At 65.7% G+C, this 18,155-nt stretch carries 16 protein-coding genes; 10 read left to right on the top strand and 6 right to left on the bottom strand.

All coding sequences use genetic code 11. From position 1 onward, the window contains the following. Positions 1-5 precede the first annotated feature (5 nt). From infB to ACXYMR_RS04395, 6 genes are all read left to right on the top strand, one after another. Complete coding sequence (infB, locus tag ACXYMR_RS04420; RefSeq protein WP_458941541.1) at positions 6-2,585, top strand: translation initiation factor IF-2; 2,580 nt, start codon at positions 6-8, stop codon at positions 2,583-2,585. A gap of 85 nt (positions 2,586-2,670) precedes the next feature. Continuing rightward, the gene (gene rbfA, locus ACXYMR_RS04415) at positions 2,671-3,087 is read left to right on the top strand and encodes a 30S ribosome-binding factor RbfA (RefSeq protein WP_458941540.1); all 417 of its coding nucleotides are present in this window, start codon (positions 2,671-2,673) and stop codon (positions 3,085-3,087) included. A gap of 56 nt (positions 3,088-3,143) precedes the next feature. After that, entirely contained in the window at positions 3,144-4,100 is a 957-nt protein-coding gene (truB, locus tag ACXYMR_RS04410; protein WP_458941539.1) for a tRNA pseudouridine(55) synthase TruB, read from the top strand. A 31-nt stretch (positions 4,101-4,131) separates the two neighbouring features. Beyond that, complete coding sequence (gene rpsO, locus ACXYMR_RS04405; RefSeq protein ID WP_458941538.1) at positions 4,132-4,401, top strand: 30S ribosomal protein S15; 270 nt, start codon at positions 4,132-4,134, stop codon at positions 4,399-4,401. 29 nt (positions 4,402-4,430) lie between these two features. Continuing rightward, entirely contained in the window at positions 4,431-6,563 is a 2,133-nt protein-coding gene (pnp, locus tag ACXYMR_RS04400) for a polyribonucleotide nucleotidyltransferase (protein ID WP_458941537.1), read from the top strand. Between the two features lie 258 nt (positions 6,564-6,821). Then, positions 6,822-7,304 (top strand): hypothetical protein, encoded by a 483-nt coding sequence (locus tag ACXYMR_RS04395; RefSeq protein ID WP_458941536.1) that lies wholly within the window; start codon positions 6,822-6,824, stop codon positions 7,302-7,304. A 347-nt stretch (positions 7,305-7,651) separates the two neighbouring features. Here the strand turns inward: ACXYMR_RS04395 and ACXYMR_RS04390 are convergent, their stop codons facing one another. Then, the gene (locus ACXYMR_RS04390; RefSeq protein WP_458941535.1) at positions 7,652-8,530 is read right to left on the bottom strand and encodes a LytTR family DNA-binding domain-containing protein; all 879 of its coding nucleotides are present in this window, start codon (positions 8,528-8,530) and stop codon (positions 7,652-7,654) included. Positions 8,531-8,777: 247 nt separating this feature from the next. On the opposite strand from ACXYMR_RS04390, the gene ACXYMR_RS04385 reads away from it, so the two are divergent. Both ACXYMR_RS04385 and ACXYMR_RS04380 read left to right on the top strand, forming a co-directional pair. Then, entirely contained in the window at positions 8,778-10,028 is a 1,251-nt protein-coding gene (locus tag ACXYMR_RS04385; protein ID WP_458941534.1) for an acyltransferase family protein, read from the top strand. Between the two features lie 62 nt (positions 10,029-10,090). Next, a complete protein-coding gene (locus ACXYMR_RS04380) occupies positions 10,091-12,538 on the top strand; it encodes a prolyl oligopeptidase family serine peptidase (protein ID WP_458941533.1) in 2,448 nt (815 codons plus the stop codon). A 22-nt stretch (positions 12,539-12,560) separates the two neighbouring features. Here ACXYMR_RS04380 and ACXYMR_RS04375 read toward each other — a convergent pair whose 3' ends face one another. The 5 genes from ACXYMR_RS04375 to ACXYMR_RS04355 all read right to left on the bottom strand — a co-directional run bounded on the left by ACXYMR_RS04375 (position 12,561) and on the right by ACXYMR_RS04355 (position 16,829). Further along, complete coding sequence (locus ACXYMR_RS04375) at positions 12,561-13,433, bottom strand: HNH endonuclease (protein WP_458941532.1); 873 nt, start codon at positions 13,431-13,433, stop codon at positions 12,561-12,563. A gap of 114 nt (positions 13,434-13,547) precedes the next feature. Continuing rightward, entirely contained in the window at positions 13,548-14,363 is an 816-nt protein-coding gene (locus tag ACXYMR_RS04370; RefSeq protein WP_458941531.1) for an enoyl-ACP reductase FabI, read from the bottom strand. 47 nt (positions 14,364-14,410) lie between these two features. Continuing rightward, complete coding sequence (gene fabB, locus ACXYMR_RS04365; protein ID WP_458941530.1) at positions 14,411-15,628, bottom strand: beta-ketoacyl-ACP synthase I; 1,218 nt, start codon at positions 15,626-15,628, stop codon at positions 14,411-14,413. Positions 15,629-15,642: 14 nt separating this feature from the next. After that, positions 15,643-16,161 carry a bifunctional 3-hydroxydecanoyl-ACP dehydratase/trans-2-decenoyl-ACP isomerase gene (fabA, locus tag ACXYMR_RS04360; protein WP_458941529.1) on the bottom strand — a complete coding sequence of 173 codons (519 nt, stop codon included), beginning with the start codon at positions 16,159-16,161 and terminating at the stop codon, positions 15,643-15,645. Positions 16,162-16,250: 89 nt separating this feature from the next. Then, positions 16,251-16,829: an SH3 domain-containing protein gene (locus tag ACXYMR_RS04355; protein ID WP_458941528.1), complete on the bottom strand. Its 579-nt coding sequence runs from the start codon at positions 16,827-16,829 to the stop codon at positions 16,251-16,253. Positions 16,830-16,908: 79 nt separating this feature from the next. On the opposite strand from ACXYMR_RS04355, the gene ACXYMR_RS04350 reads away from it, so the two are divergent. After that, positions 16,909-17,151 (top strand): hypothetical protein, encoded by a 243-nt coding sequence (locus ACXYMR_RS04350; RefSeq protein WP_458941527.1) that lies wholly within the window; start codon positions 16,909-16,911, stop codon positions 17,149-17,151. Positions 17,152-17,163: 12 nt separating this feature from the next. Continuing rightward, positions 17,164-18,078, top strand: coding sequence for an MBL fold metallo-hydrolase (locus ACXYMR_RS04345; RefSeq protein ID WP_458941526.1), 915 nt, complete (start codon positions 17,164-17,166; stop codon positions 18,076-18,078). Positions 18,079-18,155 lie beyond the last annotated feature (77 nt).

Here is an 18,155-nt window from a genome sequence, read left to right as displayed (position 1 = left end):
CTCGTATGAGCGACGCAGACGACAACAAATCCTCCGGCCGCCGGCCGCTTTCCTTGAAACGATCCGGCTCCGGGACCGTGCAGCAAAGCTTTGCGCGCGGCCGGTCCAAGGCTGTGGTGGTGGAAAAGAAGCGCAAGCGCGTGGCGCCGGCCAAGGATACCGGCCCGGCCGGCGGCAAGCCGGGTTCCGGCGCCAAGGGCGGCCAGAGCGCCCTCGCGGCCAAGGCACGCCAGCTCGGCTTGTCCGAGGAAGAGCTCGTCGCCCGTCAGCGCGCCATCCAGCGGGCTCGCGCCGAAGCGGCCGAGCGGGAAGAGCAGAAGAAGAAAGAAGCCGAAGCGCGCAGCCAGCGTGCGGCCGACGAAATGCGTCAGCTCGAAGAGCAGCGCGAGCGCGAGGCCCGTGAGGTCAAGGAGGCCGAAGAGGCCGCGCGTCGCAGCGCCGAAGAGAAGGCCCAGGCCAAGGCCGAGGAAGAGGCCCGCGCCGCTGCCGAAAGCGCCCACGTCAAGGGTGATGGCGACGAGCCGCGCCGCAAGGCCCCGGAAAAGGGCGGCAAGCGCGAAGCGCCGGCCGGTCCCGAGGACATGGCGTCGGCCCTGGAAGCCATGGGCGGCCGGGTCAAGCGCAAGGGTGCCGCCGGTCCCGGACCGGCCAAGGCCCAGCCGGCCCGCGCCAAGACCGACAATCGCCGCCGCGGCAAGCTGACCATCCAGAACGTGCTTGACGGTGACGAGGACCGCCAGCGTTCGCTGGCCTCGGTGCGCCGCGCCCGCGAGCGTGAGAAGCAGCGTCGCCAGGACAGTTCCGGTGGCCGCGAGAAAGTGGCCCGCGAAGTCGTGGTGCCTGAAGCCATCACCGTGGCCGACCTGGCCAACCGGATGGCCGAGCGTGCCGTCGACGTGGTCAAATACCTCATGAAGCAGGGCCAGATGGTCCGCATGAATGACGTGCTCGATGCCGACACCGCCGAACTGGTGGTCGAGGAATTCGGTCACACCATCAAGCGGGTTTCCGAGGCCGACGTGGAGCAGGGCTTCATCGCCGATGATGACCCGGAAGAGGCGAAGGTTTCGCGTGCCCCGGTTATTGCCGTCATGGGTCACGTTGACCACGGCAAGACCTCGCTGCTCGACGCCATGCGTTCGACCGATGTCGCGTCGGGCGAGGCCGGTGGCATCACCCAGCACATCGGTGCCTACCAGGTGACCAATGAGGCCGGTGACAAGATCACCTTCCTCGACACGCCGGGCCACGCCGCCTTCTCGGCCATGCGTTCGCGCGGTGCCGTGGCGACCGATATCGTGATCCTGGTGGTCGCCGCCGATGACAGCGTCAAGCCGCAGACCATCGAGGCCATCCAGCACGCCAAAGCGGCCAACACGCCGATCATCGTTGCCGTCAACAAGTGCGACAAGCCGGACGCCAATCCGCAGAAGGTCCTCACGGACCTGCTGCAGCACGAGATCGTCGTCGAGGCGATGTCGGGCGACGTCCAGTCGGTCAACGTCTCGGCCAAGAAGCGCGAAGGTCTCGACGAACTCGCCGAAGCCATCGCCCTGCAGGCCGAACTGCTCGACCTCAAGGCCAATCCCGACCGCGACGCCGAAGGCATCGTGATCGAGAGCCAGGTCGACAAGGGCCGCGGTCCCGTGGCCACCGTCCTGGTGCGCCGGGGCACGCTGAAGCGCGGTGACCTCGTGGTTGCCGGCTCCCAGTGGGGCCGTGTGCGCGCCCTGACCAATGAGCGCGGCAAGCAGATGGATGAAGCCGGTCCGAGTGTTCCGGTCGAAATCCTCGGCCTCGACGGCGCTCCGGAGCCGGGTGAAGTCTTTGCCGTGGTGGAGAATGAAAGCCGGGCACGTGAAATCGCCGACTATCGTCAGCGCAAGGAACGTGAAGCCAGCGGCGTCGCCGCCGGTGCCGGGACGTCTCTCGAGCAGATGATGGCCCGCCTCAAGCAGGACGAGACCCAGGAGATGCCGCTCCTGATCAAGTCCGACGTGCAGGGTTCCGCCGAGGCGATCAAGCAGTCGCTCGAGCAGATCGGCAATGACGAGGTGCGGGCGCGTGTCATCCATGCCGCTCCGGGTGGCGTCAATGAAAGCGACGTGCTGCTGGCCAAGTCGGCCGGTTCGCCGGTCTTCGCCTTCAACGTCCGGGCCAACAAGCAGGCCCGCGAACTGGCCGAGCGCGAAGGCGTGGAGATCCGCTACTACTCGGTGATCTACGACGTGCTTGAGGACGTGCGGTCGACCATGGAAGGCATGCTGGCGCCGGAGAAGCGCGAGAACTTCATCGGTTACGCCGAGATCCTCGAGGTCTTCAACATCACCAAGACCGGCAAGGTCGCCGGTTGCCGGGTCACCGAAGGCACCGTCAAGCGCGGCTGTGGCGTGCGCCTCCTGCGCGACGACACGGTGCTGCACGAAGGCAAGCTCAAGACGCTCAAGCGCTTCAAGGACGAAGTGTCCGAGGTCAAGTCGGGCATGGAGTGCGGCATGGCGTTCGAACGCTATGAGGACCTCCAGAAGGGCGACCAGATCGAGTGCTTCGAAGTGATCGAAGTGGCTCGCAAGCTGGAAGCCTGAGGCTCCGCCTCCGGTTGAGTTCAGAGGGGCGGTCTTTCGGGCCGCCCTTCTTTGTTCCGCGCCTGAAAATTACGGGAGATCGAACATGGCCAAGAAGAAAAGCAATGAAGCCAAGGGTCCCTCGCAGCGCCAGTTGCGGGCCGGGGAATTGGTACGCCACGCCCTCGTCGGCATCCTGACGCGCGAGGAATTGCGCGATCCGGACCTCGACGGCGTGCTGATCTCGGTCACCGAGGTGCGTCCGAGCCCGGACCTGCGCCAGGCCAAGGTCTATGTCGCCCCGCTCGGCCCGGGCGACCAGGACAAGCTGGCCAAGGCGCTGAACAAGGCGGCCGGCTATCTGCGCGGCAAGCTGGGGCGCGAGATCGATCTCAAATTCACCCCCGAGCTGCACTTCCATCCGGACAATTCCTTCGACACGGCCAGCCATGTCGACGAATTGCTGGCCCGGCCCCAGGTCAAGCAGGACCTGACCGGCGCCCACCGCAACGAAGACGACTGACCACACGCTGATCCACACGGCCGGGTCCGACCCCTGGCCGACCGGGAGACATGACCATGGCGCGACGCCGCAAGGGTGAGGATATCCATGGCTGGATCATCCTCGACAAACCGCTCGACATGGGATCGACGCAGGCCGTATCGGCCGTGCGCCGCATCTTCAACGCCAGGAAGGCCGGCCATGCCGGCACCCTCGACCCGCTGGCCACCGGGGTGCTGCCGATCGCGCTCGGCGAGGCCACCAAGACCGTGCCGTTCGCGGTCGAGGGCGACAAGCTGTACCGCTTCACCGTGAAATGGGGCGAGCGCACCGACACGCTGGACGCCGAGGGGGACATCGTCGCCACCTCCGGTCACCGTCCCACGCGTGACGAGCTGGAAGCCGTGCTGCCGGATTTCATCGGCGAGATCGACCAGGTGCCGCCGAAATATTCGGCCATCAAGATCGATGGCGAGCGCGCCTATGACCTGGCCCGCGACGGCGAGGAGGTCGAGATGCAGTCGCGCAAGATCTGGATCGAGAACCTGCGTGTACTCGACTGCCCGTCGCCGGACATGGCGGTCCTGGAAATGCAAAGCGGCAAGGGCGCTTACGTGCGCTCAATGGCCCGTGACCTGGCCCATGCCCTGGGCACGGAAGGTCATGTCGCGGCGCTGCGCCGGGTCCGCGTCGGCCAGTTCGACGAGGCAAAGTCCATAAGGCTGGACGAACTGGAAGAAATGGCCCATAAGGGCGCCGCTTCGGAAGCCCTGCTCCCGGTACAGACCGCGCTGGACGACATCCCGGCACTGGCCGTAACCGAGGAGGAAGCCTTCCAGATGAAGCAAGGACGTCCAATCGTCCTGCTCCCGCGTCAGGCGCAAGAGCTGAAAGAAGAGCGACGTCCTCGCGAAGCCGCGGGCCGCGATTGTTCTTTTACCGCTCTGGCAGTCCTGGACGGTCAGGCAGTGGCATTGGGCGACGCGAGGGCCGGAAAGTTCCAGCCCTGGCGCGTTTTCAACCTTACCCCGTGAGCGGGGCGACACAGAGTTTCAGGAGAACACGATGTCGGTTACCCAAGAGCGCAAAGCTGCGCTGATCAAAGACAATGCCCGTGCCAAGACCGATACGGGTTCGCCGGAAGTGCAAGTGGCCATCCTCACCGAGCGGATCGCCAACCTGACCGAGCACTTCAAGACCCACAAGAAGGACAATCACTCGCGTCGCGGCCTTCTTAAAATGGTTTCCCAGCGCCGCCGGCTTCTCGACTATCTCAAGAAAAAAGATCAGGCTCGCTATCAGAGCCTCATCGAGAAGCTTGGCCTGCGTCGCTGATCCGCGACCTCATCCGTACGAAAGACGATATGTTCGATATCCAGAAAGAAACGATCGAGTGGGCCGGGCGCCCACTCACCATCGAAACCGGGCGCGTAGCCCGGCAGGCTGACGGCGCGGTCATGGTGACCTATGGCGACACGACCGTGCTCGCCACCGCCGTCGGCGTGAAGCAGGCCAAGGAGGGGCAGGACTTCTTCCCCCTCACGGTCAACTACCAGGAAAAGTATTTTGCCGCCGGCAAGATCCCCGGTGGTTTCTTCAAGCGCGAAGGCCGTCCGACCGAGAAAGAGACGCTGACCTCGCGCCTCATTGACCGTCCGATCCGTCCGCTCTTCGTCAAGGGCTTCAAGAACGAAGTCCAGGTGATGATCACCGTGCTGTCGCACGACATGGAAAACGACCCCGACATTGTCGGTCTGGTCGGCGCCTCCGCGGCGCTGGTCCTGTCCGGCCTGCCCTTCATGGGCCCGATCGGTGCCGCCCGTGTCGGTTACATCGACGGCGAATACGTCATCAACCCGAATGTCGACGAGATGCCCGAGAGCGATCTCGACCTCGTCGTCGCCGGTACCAATGACGCCGTCATGATGGTTGAATCGGAAGCCAAGGAGCTGTCCGAGGAAATCATGCTGGGCGCGGTCATGGCCGGCCACGAGGCTTTCCAGCCGGTGATCGACATGATCATCCGCCTGGCCGAAAAAGCCGCCAAGGAGCCCTGGGACTACCAGCCGGAAGACCGGTCTGCCGAGGAATCCAAGGTGCGTGACCTGATCGGTGACGAGCTGGCGAAAGCCTACACCATCACCGACAAGACCGAACGCTACGCCGCTGTCGGCGCTGCCAAGGACAAGGCGGTCGAGGCCCTGGCCCAGACCGAGGACCGTCCGGACGGCATCCCGATGACCGTGCTCAAGGACGCCATGAAGGCGGTCGAGAGCTCGATCGTTCGCGGTGGCATCATCAAGACCGGCAAGCGCATCGACGGCCGTTCGCTCGACCAGGTCCGCTCCATCGTGTCGGAAGCGGGCATCCTGCCGCGCACGCACGGTTCGGCCCTGTTCACCCGCGGCGAAACCCAGGCCATGGTCGTTGCGACCCTCGGCACGGGCGAAGACGAGCAGTTCATTGACGACCTCACGGGGACGTACAAGGAACGCTTCATGCTGCACTACAATTTCCCGCCCTACTCGGTCGGCGAGACGTCTTTCCGTCTGGCTCCGGGTCGTCGGGAAATCGGTCACGGCAAGCTCGCCTGGCGTGCTGTCCGGGCCGTGCTGCCGAAGCATGAGGACTTCCCCTACACCATCCGCCTGGTCTCCGAGATCACCGAGTCGAACGGCTCGTCCTCGATGGCCACGGTGTGTGGTGCGTCCCTCGCGATGATGGATGCCGGTGTGCCGCTGACGCGCCCGGTCTCCGGTATCGCCATGGGCCTGATCAAGGATCCGGACGGCGTCGCGGTCCTGTCCGACATCCTGGGTGACGAAGACCACCTCGGCGACATGGACTTCAAGGTGGCCGGTACGTCGGAAGGCGTCACCTCGCTGCAGATGGACATCAAGATCGCCGGTATCACCAAGGACATCATGCAAACGGCCCTGGACCAGGCCAAGGGTGGGCGTCTGCACATCCTGGACGAGATGGCCAAGGCCCTCGACAGCTCGCGCACCGAGCTCGGCGAATATGCGCCGCGCATCGAGACCATCACCATTCCGACCGACAAGATCCGCGACGTGATCGGTTCGGGCGGCAAGGTGATCCGCGAGATCGTCGAGACCACCGGTGCCAAGGTCGATGTCAATGATGACGGCGTGATCAAGGTGTCGTCCTCGGACGGCGCGTCGATCAAGGCTGCCCTCGACTGGATCCACGGCCTCACCGCCGAGCCGGAAGAAGGCAAGGTCTACAAGGGCAAGGTCGTCAAGGTCATGGACTTCGGCGCCTTCGTGAACTTCTTCGGTCCCAAGGACGGCCTGGTGCACGTGTCCCAGATGAAGCAGGAGCGGGTGAACCACCCCTCCGACGTCGTCTCGGAAGGCCAGGAAGTCTGGGTCAAGCTGCTGGGCTTCGATGACCGCGGCAAGGTTCGCCTGTCGATGAAAGTCGTCGACCAGGAAACCGGCGAAGAGTTCAAGAAGGAAGAAGAGTCGGCCGAATAGGCCGGAGCTTCCAGCTTCTGAAACCGAAGAGGGCCCGTTCCGCAAGGAGCGGGCCCTTTTTCTGTCCACATCAGCCGGAAGTGCCCCTGGGACTTTCCTCCCCATCCCGATGGGGAGGGGGACCCGCGAAGCGGGGAAGGGGCCGCCGCATGAGCGGCGGTGTCGATCACCGGGCTCCTACCCCCTCACCACGGTGTCGCAAAACCGCCCGGTTTGGTGGTATGCTTTCCTCGCACACGGCCCCGGAGGAACATGCCAATGAACTGGGATCTCACGGACTTCATCGTCGCCGGCGCACTGCTGGGCGCCCTGGCGCTCGCCGCCGCCGTCACCTTGCGCCTGGCCCGCAGCTGGACCTACCGCGCCGCTGCCGCGCTGGCGGCCCTGACCGTCTTCATGCTGCTGTGGAGCAATGCCGCGGTCAGCATCGTCGGCGGTGACGGCAACGCCTTCAGCCCCCTCTACAACCTGGTGCCGCTGCTCGGCCTGGTCGCCGCCGCCGTCGTGCGCTTCCGCGCCGCCGGCATGGCCAGGGTCATGATCGGCATGGCGCTCGGCACGGCGCTTCTGAGCCTCGCCGCCATCGCCGGCCTGGCCGAGGTCGCCATCCCCGGCTGGCAGATCACCACACTCGGCATCACCGCCCTGTTCGCCACCCTCTTCCTGGCCTCAGCCTGGCTCTTCCACCGCGCTGCCGGCACCTCAAGCGGCCCGTCCGCCGCCACCCCGGTCGGGGCCTAGCCCCACACGGGCCCTGGAAGGGTCTCGCTTGAACGTGTGACCTCGCGCCCGGCGCGGACCCGCCCATTCATCTCATGCCAGCCAGCGGGCCTCAGACGGTTTGTCGCGTCAAGGGCGCCGAAGGCGCCGCGCTGCGGGCATGCCCCTTGACGCGACAAACCGTCTGAGGCGAACTCCCGGCAAGAGATCAATGGCCCCACGTGCGCAGCGCGCCCGTTCCGAATGCCCCCAAACCCGTTTTCCCCGCCTTCATGGCGGGGCCTTGAATCCGCTCGGTTCCCAAGATGCCCGCCATCTTGACGCGACGATGGATAGCGATCCCTACCCGCAGTGACGCCAGACGCCTGCTACCCCGCCTCCAGCCGTCCCCGGAACCGCCGGCTGCCCGGCACCTGCTGCCCCGACGCCAGCGTGATCGTCAGATCGCCTTCCCCGGTCGGCCGCGTCTCGGTGATCGCCCCGCGCTCCACCAGCCAGGACCGGTGCACCCGCACCGCATCCACGCCCGCCGAGACCAGCTGGCGTTCCAGCTCGGCCAGGGTCATACGGGCCAGGTGCTCGCCGCCGCCGGCCAGCCGCACCTCCACATAATTGCCCGCCGCCCGCGCATGCTCGAAGCGCTCCGCCTCTACATGCACCGTGCGGCCCCCGCATTTCAGCGTCAGGCGGTGGCTCTGCCGCGCCTCGCGCCGCGCCGCCGCCAGTTCGAGCCGGTACTGGTGCAATTGCCGGATTGCCAGCGTCATCAGGACAAAGCCCAGATACGCCCCGGCATCCTTGCGGAACTCGTAGATGAAGTCGCCCACCGGCTCGTTGAGATAGGTGTACTCCGCCCGGTAGACATACTCCCAGATGCTCATCCGCAGCACCGTCATCGCGGTGACATGGACCAGCGAAAACACGACCACCGCCACCAGGTGTACCGGCACCGCCAGGGCCAGCCGGCCCGGCTCCGGCGGCACGCGCAGGACCAGCGCCGTCATCGCGGGCAGCAGGGCCATGCTGACGACAATGCTGCTGCCCTCCATGACCCAGCCGAACAGCGGCACGGTGTCGACCCCGGCCCGCTCCATCTCGGTTTCTACCGAGCTCGCCAGGATGATCCACACCACGAGCAGGACCAGCCAGCCCAGAGCCGTGGCGTCGCGCCAGGCCGCGCGGTCGCTGGCCTGGTCACGTTGCAGGTCGCTGGGAGGCTTCCCCGTCTCGTTGACGGAGTTTTGCATGGGGACGGATTCACGCATCCCGCGCATTTTGCCTGCCCCCGCTCTGCGCACAAGCCATGCCGCTGCGACCGCCGCAAGACCCCCGCGCGACCCGCCGGCCACTCGTCCCGCTCTGCCGCCGTCTGCCCCAGACCTGTGAAATTCCGTCCCGCGGACCCGCAATTGACCCCGCTTCGCTTCGCTTTCGCGTCCGTTTCACCCCGAATGACCCCTCAACAGACCCCTGACTGCCCCCAGGAGCCCGCCCATGGCCGCGTCCGCGACCCCGAATGCCACCGAAACATCCAATCCCAGCGCCGTCTTCACCCGCCGCCACGACCTCGACTGGCTGCGCATCATCGCCTTCGGCCTGCTCATTCTCTACCATATCGGCATGTTCTTCGTGCCCTGGGACTGGCACGTGAAGAGCCAGGCGGCCAATGAAGCGCCACAATACGCCATGCTGATGCTCAATCCGTGGCGCCTGGCGCTCCTGTTCTTCATCTCCGGCGTCGCCATCCGCTACCTGTCCGACAAGCTCGGGGCCGGCAAGTTCGCCGGCGACCGCACGCTGCGTCTCCTGCCGGTGATCATTTTCGGCATGCTGGTCGTGGTGATGCCCCAGACCTGGGCCCAGCTGCGCCAGTCCGGTGCCATCGAGGACAGCCTGCTTGCCTTCTGGCCGCGCTATATCGTCGAGTGGCGCATTGCCGGCATCGAGGTGCCGACCTGGAATCACCTCTGGTATGTCGTCTATCTCTGGGTCTACTGCCTGCTTCTGGCTCCGCTTTTCCCGGCCCTGCGCTGGCTCGGGGATGGTCCCGTCGGCCGTCTGTTCGCCGTTTTTGACCGCCCGGGCGTGCGTGTGGCTGCACTTCTGGTGCTCCCCATCCTGCCTTTCATCGCCTACCGGCTCTGGCTCGACCCGCATTTCCCGACCACGCACAACCTGACCAGCGACTGGGCCAATCACGCCCACCGCCTGACCATCCTGCTGATCGGCTTCTGGATCGCCAAGGCCGAGCGCTTCTGGACCGCCGTCGACAAGGCCCTGCCCGCAGCGCTGGCTGTCATCGTCACCTATGGCATCGCCCTGGCATGGGCCCTGCCGCGCCCTGAGGCGGCCTGGGAGGGCCAGGATGTCCTGCTCTGGACCCTGCGCATCGGCCGCATCCTCTACGCCTGGTGCGCCATCCTGGCGCTGCTGGCGCTGGCCCGCCGCTTCCTGACCGGTGACGGCCCCGTGCGTCGCTACCTGACCGTGGCCATTTTCCCCTACTACATCCTGCACCAGACCCTCATCGTCGTGACCGGCTACTGGATCGCCCCGATGGGCCTGGGTGCGTGGACCGAGTTCGCCATCCTGGTCGCCGTCACCCTGGCCGGGTGTGCCGTCTGCTTCGAGATTGCCCGCCGGGTGCCCGGACTGCGCCTGGTCATGGGCCTCAAGCCGCAACCCCCCACGTCCAGCCCGCGGCCGGCAAGCGCTGCCTCCGTGCCACCATTACAGAAACTTTAGACCCCAATCCGTCTCCCCCGCCTATCTTGCTCCGCGAAGCAGCCCGGGTGGGGGAGACAAGCATGCTGAACAAGACCCTGAAACGTGTGTCCGGAGTTCTGGCCGCAGCCGCGCTGTGCACCGGCCTGGCTGTCGCCCAGGAGCCCTACCGCACACCGTCACAGGACATTGTCGACATTGTCGACGCCGCTCCCGCGCCGTGGACCTCGCTTTCCCCGGCCCGCGACACCCTGCTCCTCCTGCACCGCAACGCCCTGCCCTCGGTCGCCGAACTGGCCCGGCCGATGGAACGGCTAGCCGGCCTGCGCCTGGACGCCGACCTGAACGGTCGTCACGGCCCGAAATCCGTCACCGGTCTCAGCCTCATCGATATTGCCTCCGGTACCGAACGCCCGGTCGCGCTGCCCGACGGCGCGGGAGTTTCCAATACCAGCTGGTCCCCCGACGGCTCGCAGGTCGCCTTCGTGCTCAGCCAGGACCAGTCGCTCGGCCTGTGGGTGCTCGACGTGGCCAGCGGGGAGGCCCGCCAGCTCGTGGCCTCCGGCGTCAACGGCGTGTTCTCGCCGCTGTCCTGGATGCCGGATGGCGAGCGTGTCCTGGTCCATCTCGTCGACCCCGGTCGCGGGGCCCGTCCCGAGCGCCCGGCCGTCCCGGTCGGTCCGGTCACCGAGGAAGCCGGCGGCTACGAGGCCCCGGTGCGCACCTACCAGGACCTGCTCACCGACGAACACGATGCCCGCCTGTTTGCCTGGCTGGCCAGCACCCAGCTGGCCCTCGTCAACACCGAGGGGCGCCCCCGCGTCCGTCCGCTCGGCGAGCCCGGCTATTACTACATGTCCGACCCGGCGCCCGGCGGCGACTACATTCTCGTCGGCGAACTGGAGGGTGAATTCTCCTTCCAGGTCCCATGGTCGCGCTTCCCGGACCGGGTTTTCGTGATCGACACCGACGGCGAGGAGGTCGCCACCATTGCCCGCCAGCCCCTGGCCGACAACATCCCCATCGGCGGCGTCGTCGAAGGTCGCCGGTCGGTGGCCTGGCAGGACAGCCATGCCGCCCGCCTGACCTGGGCGGAAGCCCTCGACGGCGGCGATCCGCGCACCGAGGCCGATGAACGCGACAGCGTCTGGGCCCTGGCCGCGCCGTTTGACGGCGAACCGGTCGAGATCCTGCGCACCGAGGACCGCTACTACGGCACCCGGTTCACCGAGGTCGGACAGGTCGGCATGGCCGTGGAATACGATCGCGATACCCGCGTGCTGCGCCGCTGGCTGGTCGATTTCGCCGACCCGTCCGGCGAGCCCCGCCTCGCCGAAGAGCGCAACAACCAGGACGCCTATGCCAATCCGGGCAGCCCGCTTAGCGTGCGCAACCAGTTCGGCCGCCCGGTCATCGGTGTGCACGACGGCTACATGTACTATGCCGGTGACGGGGCCACGCCCGACGGCGACCGCCCCTTCCTGTCGCGGGTCAGCTTCGACACGCTCGAGCGCGAGGAAATCTGGCGCAATTCCGGCGAGAACTATGAGGAAGTCATCGGCCTGACCGCCCCGGACGCGTCCGGCTTCCTGACCAGCTGGGAGGACCCGGTCACGCCGGCCAATGTCCGCTGGCACCGGGCGGGCGCGGACACGGTGCAGATCACCGACTTCCGCAATCCTCACCCCCAGCTGGAAGACATTACCCGCCAGCTGATCACCTATGAGCGCGCCGACGGCGTGCCGCTCTCGGCCACCCTCTACCTGCCGGCCGACTACCAGCAAGGCGACACCCTGCCGGTGCTCGTCTGGGCCTATCCGCTCGAATACAACGACGCCGCCACGGCCGGCCAGGTGCGTGGCTCACCCTGGCAGTTCACTCGCATCGCCGGCACCAGTCCGCGTTTCCTGGTGACCCAGGGCTATGCGCTGCTGGAGAACGCCACCATGCCGATCGTCGGCGAGGACCCAGAAACCGTCAACGACACCTTCATCGAACAGCTCGTCCTGTCCGCCGAGGCAGCCCGCGACGTTACGGTCGAAATGGGTTTCGGTGACGGCGAGCGCCTCGCCATTGCCGGCCATTCCTATGGCGCCTTCATGACCGCCCACCTGCTGGCCGCCAGCGACGTCTTCCGCGCCGGCATCGCCCGCTCGGGCGCCTATAACCGCACCCTGACCCCGTTCGGCTTCCAGTCAGAGCGCCGACCCTTCTGGGAAGCGCCCGAGATCTATTTCGAGCTCTCCCCCTTCATGCACGCCGACACCATCGACGAGCCGATCCTGCTGATCCACGGCCAGATGGACAACAATTCCGGCACCTACCCGATGCAGTCGGAGCGCATGTACGCCGCCGTCAAGGGCAATGCCGGCACCGCCCGCCTGGTCATGCTCCCCCACGAAAGCCACGGCTACCGCGCCCGCGAAAGCGTCCTGCACGTGCTGGCGGAAAGCATCGACTGGCTCGACCGCTGGGTGAAGCCGCTGGAGGACCCGATGGGGGGTGGGCAAGGTGAAGAGGTGGCGGAGTAGGGGGGCTCGCGAGCGCAGTCTCTCAGCCCTTGAAGTATGTATCTCTATGATACTTCAGGAACTCAGGATGCGGCTGAGATTGCGCTCGTTCCGGTACGCGAACGAACCCACTCGGATCGAACAAACGTTGTGCACCTTCCGGGAGGAGCTTTTCTGCCTTCAACAGGCGGAAGTCGTCGTCGATCGCAATGAGCCCTCTGTCGAAAAGCCAGTGGGCTGTTCGTGAAAGGGCAAGTCCGTTTCTTATTGAATCCGGCCCGTCGTCGGCGACTGGCCGAATGTGCGCGGCTTCCATCTCGGCACGCCCGCCCCCATTTATTATTTGAAGGCCCGTCACGGCACATTTTCGATCATAGGCATCCCGCACCGTCTTCGCGAAGGCGGCGTCTCGGAATTTCCGGGAAACAAGTTGTTCGACGATAGGCCTTCTAAACACCGCGGGTGGTTCTGAGAGGCCGGGTGGGTCCGTGCGGACGTCTGCGAAAAGATCGTCCGAGAAACCTTCAGCGCATATCAGTTCGAACTCTTCATCTGGTATCCTTCTAACCGATACGCCGAAGGCCCCCTGATTGCTGGAACCATCAGGTGAATAAAGCTTTGCCTCGCGATACCGGCCCGCAGTGGATTTCAACGGAACAGGCTTATTGAATTCTAGGTAGCCGTTAATCGTCGCAACAAAGTCACCCGACGAATGGGGAAGGGCCTGAAGCGCGGAGACCATCGCTACCGCGAAATAGGCCAATCGACCACCGCCCGCGCGGGGTTCATAAAACAGACAGAGGTCACCGATAGCTTCGCGAGCGGCTTTAACGTAGCGCCGAGGAACGTAGTACGTACGGCCCGGTACCTCGCTATAGGAGCTCTCAACCGATTGCATGAGAACAACTTTCGTCATTCCTCAACGTTAAGCTGTCTATGAGTTTTCACAAGTCGGTTTTTTGCGACCTGAAAGAAAAAACCCCGCCGGCAGCCACCGGCGGGGTTCTTCATGTCGGTACGTCAGTTTGGGTCAGTCGTCGCCCAGATCCGGCACCGCCACCGCGTGGAAGCCCGCATCCACATGCAGCGTTTCACCCGTGCACGAGAAACCCAGGTCCGACAGCAGATAGAGCGCGGCGCCGGCGACGCCTTCCATCTTGGTGTCTTCCTTCATCATCGACCATTCGCGGCCGGTCTTCATCAGCGCCTTGCCGCCGGAAATGCCGGCCATGGCGAGGGTGCGCATCGGGCCGGCCGACAGGGCGTTGACGCGGATGCCCTTGGGACCGAGGTCGCGCGCCATGTAGCGCGTCGAGGCCTCGAGCGCCGCCTTGGCCACGCCCATCACATTGTAGGACGGCACGACGCGTTCCGAGCCGAGATAGGTCAGGGTGACCATGGAGCCGCCGTCGGGCATCAGGTGGCTCGCCCGCTTGCCGGCATCGACGAAGGAGAAGGCGGAGATTTCCATGGCCCGGCGCCAGCCCTCGCGGGTGGTGTTCTCGGTGAACGAGCCGACCAGCTCGTCCTTGCCGGCAAAGGCGATGGCGTGGACCAGGAAGTCGATCTTGCCCCACTTGTCCTCGATCGCCTTGAAGCAGGCGTCCATCGAGGCCTCATTGGTCACGTCGGCCTGCACCATGAAGGGCTCGCAGGGCAGGCTCTCGACCAGCGGCCGGACCCGGCGTTCCAGTGCCTCGTCCTGGTAGGAAAAGGCGATCTCGGCGCCCTGGGCGGCCAGTTGCTGGGCGATGCCCCAGGCGATCGAATTCTTGTTGGCCACGCCCATGACAAGGCCGCGCTTGCCCTTCATCAGCTCGCCGGCCGGAAACACGCTGTCGCTCATTGGTATTGCTCCCCCAAGGGTGGTCGTTGGATCGAGTGCCTGGCGGCCTAGATCTTCTGCATGATAACGGTGCCGTTGGTGCCGCCGAAACCGAACGAGTTCGACATCGTCGTCTTCAGGTCGGCATCGCGGGTCTCGGTGATGATCGGCAGGTTGAGTGCGGCGATGTCGGGATCCATGTCGAAGACATTGATCGAAGGCGCCACGAAGCCGTGCTTCATCATCAGCAGGGTGTAGATGGCCTCGTGTACGCCGGCGGCGCCGAGCGAGTGGCCGGTCATCGACTTGGTGCCGGAAATCATCGGCGCGTTGTCGCCGAACACTTCCTTGACCGCCTCCATCTCCTTGATGTCGCCGACCGGGGTCGCAGTGGCATGCGGGTTGAGGTAGTCGATCCTGTCGGTCCCGGCGGTTTCCATGGCCAGTTTCATGGCCCGCACCGCGCCCTCGCCGGACGGGGCGACCATGTCATAGCCGTCCGATGTGGCGCCATAGCCGGTGACTTCGGCAATGATGTTGGCGCCGCGCTTCTTGGCGCGCTCATACTCTTCCAGCACCACGACGCCGGCGCCGGCGCCGCCGACAAAGCCGTCGCGGTCCTTGTCGAAGGCGCGCGAGGCCTGCTGCGGCGTGTCATTGTACTTGGTCGACATGGCGCCCATGGCGTCGAACAGGTTCGACAGGGCCCAGTGGATCTCCTCGCAGCCGCCGGCGAACATGACGTCCTGCTTGCCCCACTGGATCTGTTCGGTGGCCGCCCCGATGCAGTGCAGCGAGGTCGTGCAGGCGGAGGTGATGGAATAGTTCACGCCGAGAATCTTGAACGGCGTGGCCAGGGTCGCCGAGGCCGTCGAGCTCATGGCCTTCGGCACGGCGAACGGCCCGATGCGCTTGGGGCCCTTCTCGCGGGTGATGTCGGCGGCATTGACGATGGTGCCGGCCGACGGTCCGCCCGAGCCCATGATGATGCCGGTGCGCGGGTCGGAAATGTCTTTCTCTTCCAGCCCGCTGTCGGCAATGGCCTGTTCCATGGCCATGTAGTTCCAGCCGGCGCCTTCCGACATGAAGCGGTAGACCCGCTTGTCGACATGCTGGGCCGGATCGATGTCCGGCTTGCCGCCGACCTGGCAGCGGAAGCCCAGTTCGGCGAAGCTTTCCATGCGGCCGATGCCGCTCTTGCCCTGCTTGAGGGATTCCGTGACCTCGTCGGCATTATTGCCGATCGGCGAGATGACACCCAGTCCGGTGATGACAACGCGACGCATGCAAGTCTCCTCGATCAGGCCATTTCGCCGGGCTGGAACAGTCCGACGCGAAGGTCCTTGGTCGTATAGATGGTTTTTCCGTCAGCCTCGACCCGGCCGTCGCCGATGGCCATGATGAGGCGGCGCTGGATGACGCGCTTGAGGTCGATGACATAGCGGACCTTCTCGACGTCCGGGGTGACCTGGCCGGTGAATTTCACCTCGCCGACACCCAGGGCGCGGCCCTTGCCCGGATTGCCCTTCCAGACCAGGAAGAAGCCGACCAGCTGCCACAGCGCGTCGAGGCCGAGGCAGCCCGGCATGACCGGGTCGCCCTTGAAGTGGCACTGGAAGAACCAGAGGTCCTTCTTGATGTCGAGCTCGGCGATGATCTGGCCCTTGCCGTATTCGCCACCATCATCATTGATCTCGATGATGCGGTCCATCATCAGCATGGGCGGCGCGGGAAGCTGGCCGTTTTCGGGACCGAACATGCGGCCCTCGCTGGATTCAATCAGGTCATTATAGCTGAAAGAGCTTTTACGTTCAGACATGTAGCCGATCGGTTGCGCCGCGGGCCGGCTGCTGGGCAACCGCGCTCCGGACTGGTCCAGGAAGCCCGGATCATCACGCTCCGGGCGGGTCAGGGCAGAGCGGTATCACGCGCCGCAGGGGCGCTCAAGCTGGGGCTGCCGTCTGCGTCACCCGTCTCGTCGCTCGCCAGCTCGTGTGCATAGACGCCCCACAGCGTGTCCGGACGGACCCAGCCGCGATAGCCCTGGCCCTCGACACGGCACCAGCCGGTGCGGCAACGCTCGAGGGACAGCACGACGCCCGGCTCGGCCACGGCCTCGATGCTGGAGTTGTCGCTGTCGCGGGCGTGCAGCGGTGTGTCGGCCAGCGTGTAGACCGAGCGGCGGCCGGACAGGATGGAGCGGTGCATCCAGGTCAGCTCGCCCTCCGGATCGCGCACCCGGCGCCAGTCCGGGGTTTCAGCGATGACTTCCATCGGCAGGCCGGCGCGCACATAGCGCCAGGCGATCGGGTGCGAGCTGGACGGTCCGACCCGGCCATTGGCGACATCGACCTTGAGACTGACAAAGCGCGGCACCGCCTGGCCCGACGGCGTTGCCGCGTCCTGGGCGTGGGTCGCCGCGGTCAGCACTGCCAGCCCGGTCAGGGCCAGGACCACAAGTCGCGCAAGAACGGTAATCGGCCGCATGGGATAGTCCTCCAGCCTATCCCTGTGCCAAAACAGGGTGAACGCGCGGTAAATTGCGGCGCTCAAATGGGAGATAATCATGGCTGGTCGGACAGTAAGCACGGGCGCCGGCATGGGCGCCGGGATCGCCATCGGTGTGGCCCTGGGCGCCGCATTCGACAATCTCGGCCTCGGGCTGGCGCTTGGCGTTGCCTTCGGCGCCGCATTCGGAGTTCACGCCGCGTCCGGCAAGGACGGTTCACCGGGAGGTGATGCGGCAAACGGCGAAATCGATCCTATATATCCTTCCGACACTCCGGACGACGGGTCCGGAAAGCCTTGAGGAGGGGAATTCATGAGTTTTCGTCTGCTGATCTCCAGTGCCGCCGCCATCCTGGCCGCGGGCAGCATGGCCGCGCCGGCCGCATCGGCCCGCGTCCAGAACGATGACATCGACGTGCAGTCCACCGATCTCGGTGACGGGCTGTGGATGCTGTCGACCGGCATGGCCGGCAATCTCGCCCTGCTCGACGGCGAGGACGGGGTCGTGCTGATCGACGATCAGCTGCCCAATACCGGCTCGGCCATCGAGGGCGCCATCGTCGAGGTGACCGGCGGGGATGCTCCGCGCTTCATCGTCAACACCCACTGGCATGGTGACCATACCGGCGGCAATGCGCATTTCGCCGAACTCGGTGCCACCATCGCCGCGCACCACAATATCCGCACCCGCCTCGACAATGCCGAGGACGGGTGGGCCCAGGGGGATGCCGTACTGCCGGTTCTCACCTTTGGCGACGATCTGACCTTTCACATGAATGGCCAGACCGTCGAGGCCGTGCACTTCCCGTCTGCCCACACCGATGGCGACGCCATGGTGTACTTCCGCCAGGCCGACGTGCTGCACATGGGCGACATCTTCTTCTCCGGCCGCTTCCCCTTCATCGACCTGGCCTCCGGCGGCACGGTCGACGGCTACCTCGCCGGCATGCGGCGCGGCCTCGAGATCGCCGGACCGGAGACCCGCATCATCCCGGGTCACGGCCCGATGTCGACGCATGTCGAGCTGGAAGCCTCGATCGCCATGCTGGAAGACGCCGCGGCCCGCGTGCGGGCCCTCGTCGAGGAGGGTGCCGACCTCGAAGCGGTGCGCGCGGCCGCCCCGCTCGTCGATTATGACGCCGACTGGAGCTGGGGCTTCATCACCACCGACCGCATGGTCCAGACGCTCTACAATGACGCCACCGGCGGGACTTCGTCGTTTCAGTAGGAAAGCGGCAGAAACTGGGCAAACCTGACCGAAATTTAAAGGCTTACCCAGTTTTCCGAGAGGAGGCCGGGGCTAGG

This window comes from Maricaulis sp. CAU 1757 (assembly GCF_054482675.1).
The sequence above is the reverse complement of the archived record's forward strand: the minus strand, read 5'-3'. Positions and strand labels throughout refer to the sequence as shown.